Raw genomic sequence first — 14,774 nt, 5'->3', positions numbered from 1 at the left:
CGTGGGGGATCATAAAATGTGATGTTTCAAAGAGCATCTTGCAAAGAGGATATAGTGTCAAAAAAAGAGCCAGATAAAGGGGGGAAAACATGCCAATTATTATCGATTGTATTCAGGGAACAGAGGAATGGCAAAAAGTGCGCAATGGTTTGATTACAGCTTCTCTGTTTGAGATGGTTATGGCAGAAAAAAAACAGGGACAAAAAACATCACGCTATTATAGTGTCATGATGAAATTGGCAGGAGAAAGAATGACCGGAAAAACCGTTGAGGAAGGGATAACACTTTCTCAGCGACGTGGGACAGAATTAGAACCAAGCGCACGACAGCTTTATGGAAAACTGACACAGACAGAACCGGAATGTATTGGCTTTGTTTTAGCCGATGATCGCAGAAAAGGATTTTCTCCTGATGCTTTTGTGGGAAAAAATGGATTATTGGAAATTAAAACAAAAAAACCTGAAATTTTAATTCCTCATTTTGCGCAAAAAAAATTTCCAGCAGAACATAAAGCACAATGTCAGGGAGGCTTATGGATTTCGCAACGCGAATGGGTGGATTTGATGCTCTATTGGCCAGATATGCCTCCTTTGATTAAACGCGCTTATCGTGATGAAGCCTATATCAGCAAGCTTGAAATTGAAATTTATCGTTTTAATGAGGCTTTGGAGAAGATGGTCCAGCATATTAAATGTTTCGAGACAGGCTTTAGCATAAGAACAGACAGTGCTTTGAAAGAGGGGGAAGGAAAAAAGTTGAAGACAAAGCGTCTGTTGAGAGGAAAAACAAGAGTAAAACGGGAAAGAAAGGGATCTTGTACAGCGTTGATTGGGGAGAAAATTCTGTAAAAAGGTAAGTTTTAAGGGAAAAGGGGGCATCAGAGATTTAGCGTGAAAAGTATTGCTTGGGGAAGTGGGAGCGATGTTTGAGGGAGGATGTCAAGTGGAGGACGTACTTTGGAGGTGAGATGTTGGGACAGTGAAAGAGGAGATGGGGGGCGGTTTTGTCCGCTTTTGTGTTGCGGGTTTGAGGGGCATGGGAAGTTTCCCCGTGAAGATTCAAGTTGAAGGTTCACGTGTTTTTTCACGGGGGAGAGAAGGGAGGGTGTTGTGTTTTCGTTTCGTTTATTGTGGAGAGCTGTGTTGGGGGGGATTGTTGAGCCGATAAGGGAAGGTTTATAGAGACAAGAAAGAGAGAGGAAAAAGAAGAATAAAATGGTGCTGCGAGAGAGGATTGAACTCTCGACCTCTCCCTTACCAAGGGAGTGCTCTACCACTGAGCTACCGCAGCCGTTTTCAATCGTTGCGCTGTCTTGTGCCATATTGTCAGAAAATAGGCAAGAGAACATTTGTATATTCTTGCAAGAAAACGTATCTTATGTCATGACAAGTGTGTTCTTATACTCTTAAACATTTTTTAAAAAGCCGTGAGTTGATTGGATAGAAGCTCAACACTGTTTAAAAGGTTGCGCAATGACACAGATGCATCAAAAACAAAAGCACAATGAAATAAATCATCAAGAGGAAAAAGCAAAACGACGTCAAGAAAGATTGGCGCAGCAATTGCGACAAAACTTAAAACGTCGAAAAGAGCAAAGTCGAAAAAGAGCCCAAGAAGAGCTCTAAAATGCAAAAAAAATGTTTTTTTTAAGGCATCTTTGCAACCAAACGTCTCAATTATTTGTTCTCATCGTTAGAAGGCGTTTTAAAAAAACGATCAATAAAGCATAACTTTTCAAAAGGAGAAAAACCTTTGGAAGAGGTGGCGCAAAGGAAAAGAGGGAAAACACGATGGATGCTATTCAAATTGTTGGTGGGGAAAAACTTAAAGGGACAATTCCGATTTCAGGGGCAAAAAATGCTGCATTGCCTCTTATGATTGCGTCATTGTTGACAGAAGAAACGCTCACGCTAGAAAATATTCCGCATCTTGCTGATGTTGAATTGCTTATTCGTATTCTTAATAATCATGGGGTGGGATATGCCGTTGATGGACAAGAGTTTCATGATGATGGGACCAATTCAAGAACCATTCACTTTACCGCGCAAAAAATAGCCACAACACGGGCGTCTTACGAATTGGTGAGAAAAATGCGCGCAAGCTTTTGGGTGATTGGACCACTGCTTGCTCGATGCTTGGAGGCTTATGTTTCGCTGCCTGGGGGGTGTGCTATTGGAACAAGACCCGTGGATTTTATCCTCGAAGGACTAAAAAGTTTAGGTGCTCATATTGCTATCGAAAATGGATATGTTCATGCAAAAGCACCAAAGGGATTAAAAGGGGCGCATTACCGTTTTCCTAAAGTCACGGTTGGGGGAACCCATGTGTTGCTGATGGCGGCGACAATGGCAAAGGGAACAACCACTCTTAAGAATGCGGCGTGTGAACCAGAAGTCACAAATCTTATTCGAACCTTGAATGCCATGGGCGCTCAAATAACGGGTGAAGGTACAACGACGCTTACCGTTGAAGGGGTGAAAAAACTCAAAGGAACAAGAATACGCGTTATTGCAGATCGAATTGAAGCGGGAACATATGCAATGGCTGTGGCAATAGTGGGCGGAGATGTCTTTCTGAAAAATGCCAACCCTAATCATCTGACAACAGTGCTGAAGGTTTTGCAAAAAACAGGGCTTGAGATTCAAATAGAACCTCAAGGAATTCACGTGAAGCGAAATCCAAAAAACACAAAAATTATGCCCGTTGATATTAAAACAGGACCATATCCTGCTTTCCCAACCGATCTTCAAGCGCAGTTTATGGCGTTGATGACACGGGCTGAAGGAATCTCCCATATTACGGAGACGATTTTTGAAAATCGTTTTATGCATGTTCAAGAACTCAACCGGTTAGGGGCAGAGATAAAACTCGATGGTGAGACGGCAACGGTCTATGGAAAGGAGAAGTTGCAAGGCGCCCCCGTGATGGCAACCGATTTGCGGGCTTCTGTCTCTCTGGTGATTGCAGCATTGGCTGCAAAGGGCGAAACAATCGTTAATCGTGTTTACCATCTTGATCGTGGCTTTGAGAGGTTGGAAGAAAAATTAGCCCGATGTGGTGCTAAAATTCAACGAATAACGGCGTGAATCTGTCCAAGATATACTCTGAAGACTGTTTTGGGGGAGGGCATGCGTTCAGGCATCGTTCAGGCATGTTTTGGGGTGTATTGTTAGAGGTGGTGATGGCGGCCCCCGTAGAACAGATGAGGTGGTGATGGCGGGAGGAGATGTCTTTTTTGAAAAATGCCAATCCTTATCATCTGACAACAGTGCTGAAGGTTCTGCAAAAAACAGGGCTTGTTGATTTTTTTTATGTACAATTCGATACCATTTTTAATCTACACATGCTTGTTTTTGTTTATCTGGGAGAAATAATCTCTTTCATCTGACATTTCAGTTTTAAACTATCTTAAAAAAAGGGATAAAAATAAACTTCCGCGTTGTTTTATCGTAAATAAATCCATTGAAAGAGAGAAAAATGAAAAAAAAGTTTGAAATTATTGAATTTCATAGTTTGATCAAGTATTGCTGGATATTTTCTGATTTATTCTTGACTTTGAATGTGTGAAAAAAGGAATATGTGAAAAAACCACAAGCAGATAAACTTGAGGTCAGAAAAGTACTGTTAGAATGTCGTATGACAAGCTTTTATGATATGGATTTGAGTCATAAAGGTTTTCAGTATGAATGCGAATGCCCCGATTGAAAAATATCTCATACAACCAGGATATTATAATAAAATGAGAAGATAGCAGAGCGGATTTGCGATCAGAATTATAAGACTGAATTGCTTCTTATTTGTGTTCTTTATATTATCATTCATTAGAAAAGTATTTAAAAGTATATATCAAAATGATAGTAATTTTTCTTAATATTTATTGTTTACTTTAATTTAAAATATAGTATTAATATAACTTATTTTTATGAACTTAATAAGTATTAGGAAATTAAAATGACTTTGAAATTATTAAGCTTGCTATTGACTATGATGGGGTATTATCAAAATGAACTTTCTCAAACGAGAGCAGATGCGGGGAATAAAGTTGTCGAAGAAGATTTGCAGAACGACCCTGCATATATAGAATGGTGTATTGTCAATGACAAGCATCCGGATTGTAATCCTTCAGAACCTCGCAATCCACGTCATTCTACCATAAATCTTGGACATTGGGATTGATGAAAATGGCGGAGTAATCTCTTTAACAGATGAAAAAATGAACATGAAAAGCCTATAGGAAAACCGATAAAAGATGGTCATACCAACAAAGTAGCTTCATTCTTTAAAAGCTGAGAAAGAGTGGTATTGTGCATGGGGATGCAGATAAAGCACTATGAGTAGTAGATAAGCGATGTCTCTCATGGAGCAGTGTAGGGGGGGTGATGGTTCTTGATTTGTGCGCTTTTTGTTTCTCTGATGAATGCTGTAAGCTGTTGTTTGAGGGAGCATGTGTTAAGGCATGTTTTTAGGTGTATTTTTAGGAGATGCTTTGGAGGGGGATGGTGTTAGGACGAAGACGTTGTTTTTGTTTACTTTCTTTTGTATGTGAAATTTGGGGTAGCTGATGACTTTTTAAAGAAGCCTTCAAGTCCATTTTATTCAAAAGTGAGAGGATGCGTGTTCTTAGAGAGAGGTGACGTTTTTTATTGTGGATTTTTAGAGATTAAAAGAAAATCCGATGTGGTGCCAAAACTCAACGGATAACGGCGTGATCTTATCCCAAGAGCATGGAAAATCTCGTACGGGGGTTGTTTGGGGACATGCGTTCAGGCATGTTTTTAGGTGTATTTTTAGGAGGCTTGATCTCAAGGATTATTCGTTTTCTCAATCAATTGCTGGTTTTCCCTTATGGTTTGGGAGAGTGCGCATAAGCGTGTGACAGATCTCTCCTAAAAAAACAGAAGGCAATTTTGAGTTTGATTTCTTAAGCGATAAAAAACACTCCTTTAAATTTTATTGTAAATTTTCCGAAATTCCTTTATAGCTTAAAAGGTAACTTTGGTCGTAGACGCAACGACCAAGAGGGATTCAAAAACCCCTAAAATCCGAGCGTAAAAATGAACCTACTCTTGTGGGTGTCCCGGAATTCCGGGAGATTTTGCTATGTCCAGGTGTGTCCACACACTAAAAGCAAAAAAGCTGACTCGGATTCAGTGTTTTTGACTCCCGGAATACTTATGCGAGGGCGCTCGCAACCGGAGGGGAACCTGAAGTGAAAGCGAAAAATCCACATTTTAACGATATTTTGATAGGCAAAAGAATTCGTTTGAGACGAGAAATGTTGAAAATTTCTCAAAAAGAATTAGGGCATCGTTTAGGGGTCACCTTCCAACAAATCCAAAAATATGAAAAAGCTATCAATCGCGTTGGTGCAGGGCGCTTACAAGAAATTGCTGATATCTTGGATATTTCTATTTTCTTTTTTTATGTCGGTATTTCAACGAAAGAAAAAAATACATCCTATGATGAAATTGCTAATAAAGAAGAGCATACCCTGTTGAAAAGCTTTAGAGAACTTAAACCTAAGCAACAGAAGGCAATTTTGAGTTTGATTTCTGAAAGGTAAAAATCACACCTTTAAATTTTATTGTAAATTTTCCGAAATTCCTTTATCAATAGACCTTGTGAGTTTGGTTGTATACGCGACGACCAATAGGGAACTGAAAGCCCGAAACCTCGATACATAAAATTAACCCACTCTTGTGGGATTCCCGGGATTCCGGGAGTTTTTGCTATGTCCAGGTGTGTCCGCGCACTAAAAGCAAAAAAGCTGATTCGAGGTCAGTACTTTCAGACTCCCGGAATACTTATGCGAGGGCGCTCGCAACCGGAGGGGAACCTGAAGTGAAAGCGAAAAATCCACATTTTAACGATATTTTGATAGGCAAAAGAATTCGTTTGAGACGAGAAATGTTGAAAATTTCTCAAAAAGAATTAGGGCATCGTTTAGGGGTCACCTTCCAACAAATCCAAAAATATGAAAAAGCTATCAATCGCGTTGGTGCAGGGCGCTTACAAGAAATTGCTGATATCTTGGATATTTCTATTTTCTTTTTTTATGTCGGTATTTCAACGAAAGAAAAAAATACATCCTATGATGAAATTGCTAATAAAGAAGAGCATACCCTGTTGAAAAGCTTTAGAGAACTCAAGCCTAAGCAACAGAAGGCAATTTTGAGTTTGATTCCTTAAGCGATAAAAAACACTCCTTTAAATTTTATTGTAAATTTTCCGAAATTCCTTTATAGCTTAAAAGGTAACTTTGGTCGTATACGCAGCGACCAAGAGGGTCTGAAAGCCCTAAAGTTCGATACATAAAATTAACCCACTCTTGTGGGAATCCCGGGATTCCGGGAGTTTTTGCTATGTCCAGGTGTGTTTGCACACTAAAAGCAAAAAAAGCTGATTCGAACTCAGTACTTTCAGACTCCCGGAATACTTATGCGAGGGCGCTCGCAATGGGTCAGGGGGAACCTGAAGTGAAAGCGAAAAATCCACATTCTAACGATATTTTGATAGGCAAAAGAATTCGTTTGAGACGAGAAATGTTGAAAATTTCTCAAAAAGAATGAGGGCATCGTTTAGGGGTCACCTTCCAACAAATCCAAAAATATGAAAAAGCTATCAATCGCGTTGGTGCAGGGCGCTTACAAGAAATTGCTGATATCTTGGATATTTCTATTTTCTTTTTTTATGTCGGTATTTCAACGAAAGAAAAAAATACATCCTATGATGAAATTGCTAATAAAGAAGAGCATACCCTGTTGAAAAGCTTTAGAGAACTTAAACCTAAGCAACAGAAGGCAATTTTGAGTTTGATTTCTGAAAGGTAAAAATCACACCTTTAAATTTTATTGTAAATTTTCCGAAATTCCTTTATCAATAGACCTTGTGAGTTTGGTTGTATACGCGACGACCAATAGGGAACTGAAAGCCCGAAACCTCGATACATAAAATTAACCCACTCTTGTGGGATTCCCGGGATTCCGGGAGTTTTTGCTATGTCCAGGTGTGTCCGCGCACTAAAAGCAAAAAAGCTGATTCGAGGTCAGTACTTTCAGACTCCCGGAATACTTATGCGAGGGCGCTCGCAACCGGAGGGGAACCTGAAGTGAAAGCGAAAAATCCACATTTTAACGATATTTTGATAGGCAAAAGAATTCGTTTGAGACGAGAAATGTTGAAAATTTCTCAAAAAGAATTAGGGCATCGTTTAGGGGTCACCTTCCAACAAATCCAAAAATATGAAAAAGCTATCAATCGCGTTGGTGCAGGGCGCTTACAAGAAATTGCTGATATCTTGGATATTTCTATTTTCTTTTTTTATGTCGGTATTTCAACGAAAGAAAAAAATACATCCTATGATGAAATTGCTAATAAAGAAGAGCATACCCTGTTGAAAAGCTTTAGAGAACTCAAGCCTAAGCAACAGAAGGCAATTTTGAGTTTGATTCCTTAAGCGATAAAAAACACTCCTTTAAATTTTATTGTAAATTTTCCGAAATTCCTTTATAGCTTAAAAGGTAACTTTGGTCGTATACGCAGCGACCAAGAGGGTCTGAAAGCCCTAAAGTTCGATACATAAAATTAACCCACTCTTGTGGGAATCCCGGGATTCCGGGAGTTTTTGCTATGTCCAGGTGTGTTTGCACACTAAAAGCAAAAAAAGCTGATTCGAACTCAGTACTTTCAGACTCCCGGAATACTTATGCGAGGGCGCTCGCAATGGGTCAGGGGGAACCTGAAGTGAAAGCGAAAAATCCACATTCTAACGATATTTTGATAGGCAAAAGAATTCGTTTGAGACGAGAAATGTTGAAAATTTCTCAAAAAGAATGAGGGCATCGTTTAGGGGTCACCTTCCAACAAATCCAAAAATATGAAAAAGCTATCAATCGCGTTGGTGCAGGGCGCTTACAAGAAATTGCTGATATCTTGGATATTTCTATTTTCTTTTTTTATGTCGGTATTTCAACGAAAGAAAAAAATACATCCTATGATGAAATTGCTAATAAAGAAGAGCATACCCTGTTGAAAAGCTTTAGAGAACTCAAGCCTAAGCAACAGAAGGCAATTTTGAGTTTGATTCCTTAAGCGATAAAAAACACTCCTTTAAATTTTATTGTAAATTTTCCGAAATTCCTTTATAGCTTAAAAGGTAACTTTGGTCGTATACGCAGCGACCAAGAGGGTCTGAAAGCCCTAAAGTTCGATACATAAAATTAACCCACTCTTGTGGGAATCCCGGGATTCCGGGAGTTTTTGCTATGTCCAGGTGTGTTTGCACACTAAAAGCAAAAAAAGCTGATTCGAACTCAGTACTTTCAGACTCCCGGAATACTTATGCGAGGGCGCTCGCAATGGGTCAGGGGGAACCTGAAGTGAAAGCGAAAAATCCACATTCTAACGATATTTTGATAGGCAAAAGAATTCGTTTGAGACGAGAAATGTTGAAAATTTCTCAAAAAGAATGAGGGCATCGTTTAGGGGTCACCTTCCAACAAATCCAAAAATATGAAAAAGCTATCAATCGCGTTGGTGCAGGGCGCTTACAAGAAATTGCTGATATCTTGGATATTTCTATTTTCTTTTTTTATGTCGGTATTTCAACGAAAGAAAAAAATACATCCTATGATGAAATTGCTAATAAAGAAGAGCATACCCTGTTAAAAAGCTTCAGAGAACTTAAACCTAAGCAACAGAAGGCAATTTTGAGTTTGATTTCTTAAGCGATAAAAAACACTCCTTTAAATTTTATTACTGCTCTTTTGAAATGATTTTATGAATAAGTACATCTAATAAGTATACACGGGCTCTCGTTGTACAATGCAGTTTTAAGGGGGAATCCAAAGCCTGAAAATCCAAACAGAGATATGAGCCTCCTTTATAAGGAGCACGAGATTCCGGGAGCTTTTGCACTGTCCAGGTGTGTCCCCGCGCACTAAAAGCAAAAGGCTGAGTTAAGTTTCAGCTCTTTCAGACTCCCGGAATACGCATGAAGAGCCACTTGAAATGGGTCAAGGGGAGTGATCTGTTAGTCTATAAGGAACATGAGATTCTGGGAGTTTTTGCCATGTCCAGGTGTGTTCACATACTAAAAGCAAAAAAGCTGACTAGGGTTCAGTGTTTTTGACTCCCGGAATACACATAAAAAGCCGCTTGCAATGGGTCAGGGGGTGTGACCCGTGAACGCTAGAAAACAGCCTTCTGGTTGATTTCTCGTGAGTGTAAAAAAATTTAAAGAGTCTTTTTTCTCCATAATAAATTATTCGATAGTTTTTTTCTAAAGGAAGAGAGTTCTGTGGTGGCGGGTGCTGTGGTGGCGGGTGCTGTGGTGGCAGGTGCTGTGGTGGCAGGTGCTGTGGTGGCAGGTGCTGTGGTGGCAGGTGCTGTGGTGGCAGGTGCTGTGGCGGCGGGTGCTGTGGCGGCGGGTGCTGTGGTGGCAGGTGCTGTGGTGGCGGGTGCTGTGGCGGCGGGTGTTGACCTTTTCCTCGCAGAAATATCCCAAGAAAATCTCTTCCTCTTCATTTAAAAAATCATAAAGTTCTTATCCTTTATTCTTAAAGGCGGCTTGAGATAAAACGCTTTGGGTGAGAGGAAAACGCATTCCATCAAACAAAGGGCGCTCTCGTCGTGGTTTCTGTATTCGAAGGAGCGCTCTCTCCAAGCGTCTTTTCAATGTTTCAACAGTGTGAGCGGCTCATTGGCTGTTTTCCCTTCGCAAAACTCTTTTTAAAACCAACCACGCAGCATATTCTTGTAAAACAACACCTAAAAGCGGTCGTGTATAGGGGAACGTCAGATGATCATCATCATATCCTTTCATTTGCACCGTTATGGTCGCATGGCCAAGGCTCTCTGGCTGCTTTTCTAACACCTCAATGGAAGGAGAGAGGCGCACTGCAACTTCAATCTGCAGAATATTTTGGGTGCTTTTTTCTGGCGTCTGAAAATATTTTAAAAGATGTGGATCATCGATCAACCAATGTACCTGTGCATATTTTGCGAGTTGTTGACACGCCGTGGTTACTTCTCTGCCAACCAAATGGGAGCGAAAATGATGTTCAAATTCTTCGATTAAAGATTGTGCCAAGGGAGTGGATGATTGACCAACCAATTGCACCAAAACATAGGGGCTTTTCCATAAAAAATGGCGTTCAAAGGGCGCATGTGCAAAATGACAATCAACCCAATGCGCAAGGGTACTTTCATCAATTCCAATCAAAGTCCAAGCATACGCTGCACGCGATAGTGAAGAATATTTCTTCTCATTTTGCTGTAAATAATCTTCTAAAAGGGCAAGAGCTTGGGAGGGGGGACCAGGCAAAACAACAAGCGCGCTACCATCACAAGAAAGATAAAATCCTGGCGCGGTGCCCGTAGGATTGTCAAGCACTGTTGCCGTTTCCGGAAATAAGGCTTGACGCGCATTATTCTTATCTGGCGCAATCTTTAACCGCTCCAATTGACCTTTTACTGTGTGCCAAACATCTTCATGATGCACCAAAGGTTGTCTTACAGCTTGAGCAACGCTATCGCGTGTCTTATCATCAGAGGTCGGTCCCAAGCCCCCACTGATGATAATCAAATCTTCTTGTCCAAGACAAGAAATAATCGTCTCACTGATTGGCTGTAATTGATCCGCACAAACAAAATGACGCATGACTTGAATGTTTCTTTTTTCCAAGCTTTGGCTTAAATCTTGTAAATTCGTATTCAAATATTGTCCTGAAAGAAGTTCATCACCAACCGTGATAATCGCAGCACGATATGAAGAAACAGGATTTGCAAGAAAATTGCTAACAGCTTGTACCATTTGACGGGGTGAGGCGCTCCCTCCTAGATCATGGGGGACCGTTTTCCCTGTACGAATAACGTGATCAACACTTTGAGATAATTGGTGTGCTTCCTCGTAAAAGCCTAAATGCTCTAAGAGTAAAGCCGCAGTATAAAACATCCCAGAAGGATTGGCTTTATTCTGTCCAGCAAGGTGTGGTGCGCTTCCATGAGCAGGTTGAAAACAGGTCATCTTATCCCCTACATGGGCATGCGCTGCAAGCCCCAAGCCACCCATCACGCCGGCAGCAAGAGCAGAGAGAATGGCGCCAAACATGTTGTCAGCAACAATCACACCAAATCGTTCTGGCTTTGTTGCAATCCGTACCGCCACTGCATCAACATCATGAATATCTGCTTCAATTTCTGGATAGTTTTGCGCGATTTTTTCAAAAATTTCTTGAGAAAATTGTTCACTTTCTCGCATCACATTCAGTTTATCCGCAAAGGTAACCCGCCCAAACCCATGGTTACGTGCATAAGAAAAAGCGTATTCAAATAATCGCTCTAAACCAAAGCGTGTTTGCAAACGAACGGACCACGCTGCTTCTTCAAGACCATATTTTGCTAAATTGGGATGTGTTAACCAAGCGGACATTTCAGGCGTAATCCCTCGAAAATCTAATCCCGCACAAAGGCCTTCACTCTTTTCGCTGATCACACAAAACTGAAAAGGCTTTCTCGGACCAAAGATGTATCTTATCGGACATATCGTGGCAAATAAGCTTAACTTTTGGTGAAGTTGAAGGAGGGGAGAAAAATCGCTCAGGTTTTGCTCTTTTAAAGGCGGTGCAAGTTCTTTTAAAGCGACTTCTTTTCCTTTGTCTGTCACAATCCCAAGTAAAACAGCGTCACTTTCAGAGATTTTTTGCCAAGTCGCTTGTGGAATAGGATCTCCGTCTTGTTTCCAGCATTCCCAACCAATATCACCATAACTGAATTCAATCGGTAATTGAAATTGCTCTAAAACCATCAGTGCTGCATCGCAGAGCTCTGGTCCCACATCATCACCCGCTAGCACAAGAACTTTCTTTTTCATCATCCCTCCCTCAATTTGTTGATGATTTTATTCGTCATAACAGAATGAACCTCCCACATATGCATTCAAACTTCACGGATAATAACGCCCATCTCCTTCAACTCTCTCTTTTTTAAAAAAGAGCTTTTTAAAAGAAGAGCCAAAACTTTCCCATCTTTCCCATTGGTTTTCTAGGTGTAAGAACAACACGATGCTCATATCGTTTAAATGCCTCGCACTTTTTATTGTAAAGTTTAAAGGGTGACAAATCCCTCTTCTAACGCTAAAAATATTTTAGTTGACTCTAAAGATATTTTACTCTCTTGCAACGCTTAATTTATAAATGCTTTTGATCTATATTGTCCATGGGTTTAAACGACCCTTTAAAATAGCTGATTTCAATATATTCAACTTGAGCCGCTGTCAGATTTTTAAGAGGTTCAACGATCTCGTCTCGTGAAAAAGAAAATTCTTCCATCACGCAAAGTGACATCAAGATTTTTAAGCATAGCCCCCCAATCTGGTTATTTGACTTGATTTATGGTGATAAAATAATTGGCTTTTCGAATATAAATGATAAAACCCACGCTACAACATATTGCCAATAAAAGTGCAACACCTCATGGATTATGTCCGGATAGTTTTCCAATCATTGCAGCGCTTAATGCTGCGCTTCCTAATTGTAAAGCGCCCATAACACCGGATGCTGTGCTCCAGCTGCTCGTGGATGCGAGGAAATCGCCAAGGCTGTTGCCTCATGGCAACAAAAAGCCATTGCCAAAAGTTAGAAGTGAAATGGTACTCAAACTCGTGACGAGAGGCCACGGACTCACATAGATTTGGAGAGCAAATAATATCCCTCCTAAGACAAAAATAATATATCCACGTCGAATGGTCCGTTCCATAGATTCTTGCTTAAGAAATCTTCGTGCAACCAAGTTGCCTAAAACATGAGGATACAAGAAACACCAATGTAACTATACCCAATATCGTTACTGGGTAAGCCCAAAGCTGTAAGAAAAAAAGGCGACTCAACAATGTAAGCAAAATAGGTTGCATAAGCAAAACATGGTATTAATGCGTAAAAAATAAATTTCTTATTTCTAAGGACTGCTAAACTGCCCTTAAGGACTCCTATAGGCGTGAAAGAGTGACGTTTGGTAGGGAGAAGAGTCTCTGTTAGGACAAAATAACATAGCAAAATGGTTGAAAGGATAAAAAGGCTTAAAAAGATAAAAGGGGCTTGCCAATGAAAAACTTGCAATAACACCCCCCCAATTAATTTTGCTAAGTGCTGGTGATGTTCCAACAAAAGGAAATATAACCAAATAAAGCCTTCCTGCGGCCTTTTTATCCATCAAATCATTAATAATAGCGCGACTTAAAACGATCCCAGAACAGGCGGCCTAAGACCTTGTAAAAAATGCAGTGCAAAAAAAGTTTGAATATGAACGGTGTAAATTATACTCAATGTGGTAAAAAGCCACAAAAATAAGCCAAACAAAAGCGTCTTTTTGCGTCCAAAATTATCACTAAGCGGTCCATAAATCAGTTGTCCAACAGCTAAGGCAAGTAAAAAAATGGCCCGCACTTTGAATTTCAGATTCACTCACTTGGTAGACGCATATCTCCAAGGGCGGGTAAAAAAATATCCGTAGAGATTAAACTACCGATGGATAAACATACAATAGAGATTATAAATAATAAAGAAGGCTTATTATCCACAAACAAATACTTTTCAAAACTTAAGACTTTTAAAGTCAATAAAATAATCTATACTTAATAAAAGATAATTTATCCTTATAAGTATAGAGACATTTTTTCATCCTTTAGCGTTGTCTACAGGAAAAAAGGTCGCTTTATACGTTATCGTCCTTCACTCATGTTAATGCCTTCACTCATGTTAATGAATGTCCGCTCATAAAAATGTGTAAAAATGATTGAGAGATTTCTTAATTGATTGGGAGCTGCAAGAATCGTCTCTTGCTGAGTTTTCAAAAGGGAAGAGTGGTGCGTGATCCATCAAAGGGCGGGGCTAAAGAGGGAGAGGCTTAAAAGAGGGGGCGCGGTTTAAAGGAAGGGGCGCTTAAAGCCTACCAAAAATCTGGAACTTCCGGCTTTAAATGCGGACCAATGCGCACTGCTGAGACCTTTTCTGCTAAGCCGGTGCGGTCTGAAATCTCAACCGCAAAACCACAAAGGGTGGCAGGTCCACGTGCCGGTTCAAAACGATCTTGCTTCGTCTTATAAAGAAAACGGTGTAACGGTTCTTCTTTATCCATGCCAAGGGAGGAGTTGTAATCACCACACATGCCCGCATCTGTTAAATACGCACTGCCGCCTTCTAAAATCTGTGCATCAGCGGTGGGAATATGCGTATGCGTGCCAACAATAACACTCACACGACCATCAAGAAAATGACCAAAACATTGCTTCTCGCTCGTCGTCTCTGCGTGAAAGTCAAAAATAATCGCATCGGCTTGTTCCATTAACGAACAGGCAAGCAGAATATTTTCCGCTATCTCAAAGGGATCGGTGACTTTATCGGGCATAAAAACACTGCCCAATAGATTGGCGACAAGAATACGCGCACCATTTTTAGCCGTAAAAACACCAGCACCTCTTCCTGGAGTCTCTTTCGAGAAATTGGCAGGACGTAAAAAACGATCACTCTCATGCGCATACTGTAAAGCTTCTTTGTTAGAAAAAGCATGGTTGCCGGTGGTCACAACATCAACACCCGCCATTAAAAGATCTTGATATGTCTCTTGGGCGAGACCAAAACCATCAGAGGCATTTTCTCCATTGACCACAACAAAATCAAGCTGCCATTTCTCAATCAGTTGAGGAAGATGCTTAAAAACAACTTCACAGCCTGTGTTACCGACAATGTCACCCAAAAATAAAAACCGCATAGGCGCTT

General features: G+C 40.4%; 15 protein-coding genes, 1 tRNA gene and 1 pseudogene. 12 read left to right on the top strand and 5 right to left on the bottom strand.

Annotated elements, in window-relative coordinates; genetic code table 11:
* The first annotated feature begins 89 nt into the window (after positions 1 to 89).
* A complete protein-coding gene (locus NNJ85_RS07385; protein WP_254474841.1) occupies positions 90 to 848 on the top strand; it encodes a YqaJ viral recombinase family protein in 759 nt (252 codons plus the stop codon).
* A 367-nt stretch (positions 849 to 1,215) separates the two neighbouring features.
* On the opposite strand, the gene NNJ85_RS07380 is transcribed toward NNJ85_RS07385, so the two are convergent.
* Positions 1,216 to 1,290, bottom strand: a tRNA-Thr gene (locus NNJ85_RS07380).
* 182 nt (positions 1,291 to 1,472) lie between these two features.
* Here NNJ85_RS07380 and NNJ85_RS07375 point away from each other — a divergent pair.
* The 11 genes from NNJ85_RS07375 (at position 1,473) to NNJ85_RS09755 (ending at position 8,726) form a co-directional block, all read left to right on the top strand.
* Entirely contained in the window at positions 1,473 to 1,625 is a 153-nt protein-coding gene (locus NNJ85_RS07375) for a hypothetical protein (protein WP_254474838.1), read from the top strand.
* Between the two features lie 165 nt (positions 1,626 to 1,790).
* Positions 1,791 to 3,086 (top strand): UDP-N-acetylglucosamine 1-carboxyvinyltransferase, encoded by a 1,296-nt coding sequence (gene murA, locus NNJ85_RS07370; protein WP_254474836.1) that lies wholly within the window; start codon positions 1,791 to 1,793, stop codon positions 3,084 to 3,086.
* A gap of 70 nt (positions 3,087 to 3,156) precedes the next feature.
* A complete protein-coding gene (locus NNJ85_RS07365) occupies positions 3,157 to 3,303 on the top strand; it encodes a hypothetical protein (protein ID WP_254474834.1) in 147 nt (48 codons plus the stop codon).
* A 276-nt stretch (positions 3,304 to 3,579) separates the two neighbouring features.
* Entirely contained in the window at positions 3,580 to 3,705 is a 126-nt protein-coding gene (locus NNJ85_RS09675) for a hypothetical protein (RefSeq protein ID WP_256481095.1), read from the top strand.
* Between the two features lie 246 nt (positions 3,706 to 3,951).
* On the top strand, positions 3,952 to 4,176 hold the full coding sequence (locus NNJ85_RS07360) for a hypothetical protein (protein ID WP_254474832.1): 225 nt from the start codon (positions 3,952 to 3,954) through the stop codon (positions 4,174 to 4,176).
* Between the two features lie 1,033 nt (positions 4,177 to 5,209).
* On the top strand, positions 5,210 to 5,563 hold the full coding sequence (locus tag NNJ85_RS07355; protein WP_254474830.1) for a helix-turn-helix domain-containing protein: 354 nt from the start codon (positions 5,210 to 5,212) through the stop codon (positions 5,561 to 5,563).
* A gap of 278 nt (positions 5,564 to 5,841) precedes the next feature.
* Positions 5,842 to 6,189, top strand: a complete 348-nt coding sequence (locus NNJ85_RS07350) for a helix-turn-helix domain-containing protein (protein ID WP_254474828.1) — start codon at positions 5,842 to 5,844, stop codon at positions 6,187 to 6,189.
* A 410-nt stretch (positions 6,190 to 6,599) separates the two neighbouring features.
* Positions 6,600 to 6,830, top strand: coding sequence for a hypothetical protein (locus NNJ85_RS09765; protein ID WP_371923339.1), 231 nt, complete (start codon positions 6,600 to 6,602; stop codon positions 6,828 to 6,830).
* Between the two features lie 278 nt (positions 6,831 to 7,108).
* Positions 7,109 to 7,456, top strand: coding sequence for a helix-turn-helix domain-containing protein (locus tag NNJ85_RS07340; protein WP_254474828.1), 348 nt, complete (start codon positions 7,109 to 7,111; stop codon positions 7,454 to 7,456).
* A 410-nt stretch (positions 7,457 to 7,866) separates the two neighbouring features.
* A complete protein-coding gene (locus NNJ85_RS09760; RefSeq protein ID WP_371923338.1) occupies positions 7,867 to 8,091 on the top strand; it encodes a hypothetical protein in 225 nt (74 codons plus the stop codon).
* 410 nt (positions 8,092 to 8,501) lie between these two features.
* The gene (locus tag NNJ85_RS09755; protein ID WP_371923337.1) at positions 8,502 to 8,726 is read left to right on the top strand and encodes a hypothetical protein; all 225 of its coding nucleotides are present in this window, start codon (positions 8,502 to 8,504) and stop codon (positions 8,724 to 8,726) included.
* Between the two features lie 508 nt (positions 8,727 to 9,234).
* Here NNJ85_RS09755 and NNJ85_RS07325 read toward each other — a convergent pair.
* The 4 genes and pseudogenes from NNJ85_RS07325 to NNJ85_RS07310 all read right to left on the bottom strand — a co-directional run bounded on the left by NNJ85_RS07325 (position 9,235) and on the right by NNJ85_RS07310 (position 14,766).
* The gene (locus NNJ85_RS07325; RefSeq protein ID WP_254474826.1) at positions 9,235 to 9,525 is read right to left on the bottom strand and encodes a hypothetical protein; all 291 of its coding nucleotides are present in this window, start codon (positions 9,523 to 9,525) and stop codon (positions 9,235 to 9,237) included.
* A gap of 172 nt (positions 9,526 to 9,697) precedes the next feature.
* The gene (locus tag NNJ85_RS07320; protein WP_254474920.1) at positions 9,698 to 11,872 is read right to left on the bottom strand and encodes an isocitrate/isopropylmalate family dehydrogenase; all 2,175 of its coding nucleotides are present in this window, start codon (positions 11,870 to 11,872) and stop codon (positions 9,698 to 9,700) included.
* A 503-nt stretch (positions 11,873 to 12,375) separates the two neighbouring features.
* A pseudogene (locus NNJ85_RS07315) lies at positions 12,376 to 13,576 on the bottom strand (multidrug effflux MFS transporter).
* Positions 13,577 to 13,944: 368 nt separating this feature from the next.
* Positions 13,945 to 14,766: a TIGR00282 family metallophosphoesterase gene (locus NNJ85_RS07310; RefSeq protein ID WP_254474824.1), complete on the bottom strand. Its 822-nt coding sequence runs from the start codon at positions 14,764 to 14,766 to the stop codon at positions 13,945 to 13,947.
* Positions 14,767 to 14,774: the final 8 nt, after the last annotated feature.

Origin of the sequence: Bartonella sp. B1098 (genome assembly GCF_944896145.1) — a bacterium.
GTDB lineage: Bacteria > Pseudomonadota > Alphaproteobacteria > Rhizobiales > Rhizobiaceae > Bartonella.
Note: the sequence above shows the minus strand (reverse complement) of the source record. Positions and strands in the feature narration are given on the sequence as shown.

What these genes read in the sequence shown, in the direction of transcription:
- NNJ85_RS07385 (WP_254474841.1), top strand. Translation starts at nt 90, where the DNA reads ATGCCAATTATTATCGATTGTATTCAGGGAACAGAGGAATGGCAAAAA.
- murA (WP_254474836.1), top strand. Translation starts at nt 1,791, where the DNA reads ATGGATGCTATTCAAATTGTTGGTGGGGAAAAACTTAAAGGGACAATT.
- NNJ85_RS07375 (WP_254474838.1), top strand. Translation starts at nt 1,473, where the DNA reads ATGACACAGATGCATCAAAAACAAAAGCACAATGAAATAAATCATCAA.
- NNJ85_RS07310 (WP_254474824.1), bottom strand. Translation starts at nt 14,766, where the DNA reads ATGCGGTTTTTATTTTTGGGTGACATTGTCGGTAACACAGGCTGTGAA.
- NNJ85_RS07320 (WP_254474920.1), bottom strand. Translation starts at nt 11,872, where the DNA reads ATGAAAAAGAAAGTTCTTGTGCTAGCGGGTGATGATGTGGGACCAGAG.
- NNJ85_RS07360 (WP_254474832.1), top strand. Translation starts at nt 3,952, where the DNA reads ATGACTTTGAAATTATTAAGCTTGCTATTGACTATGATGGGGTATTAT.
- NNJ85_RS07325 (WP_254474826.1), bottom strand. Translation starts at nt 9,525, where the DNA reads ATGAAGAGGAAGAGATTTTCTTGGGATATTTCTGCGAGGAAAAGGTCA.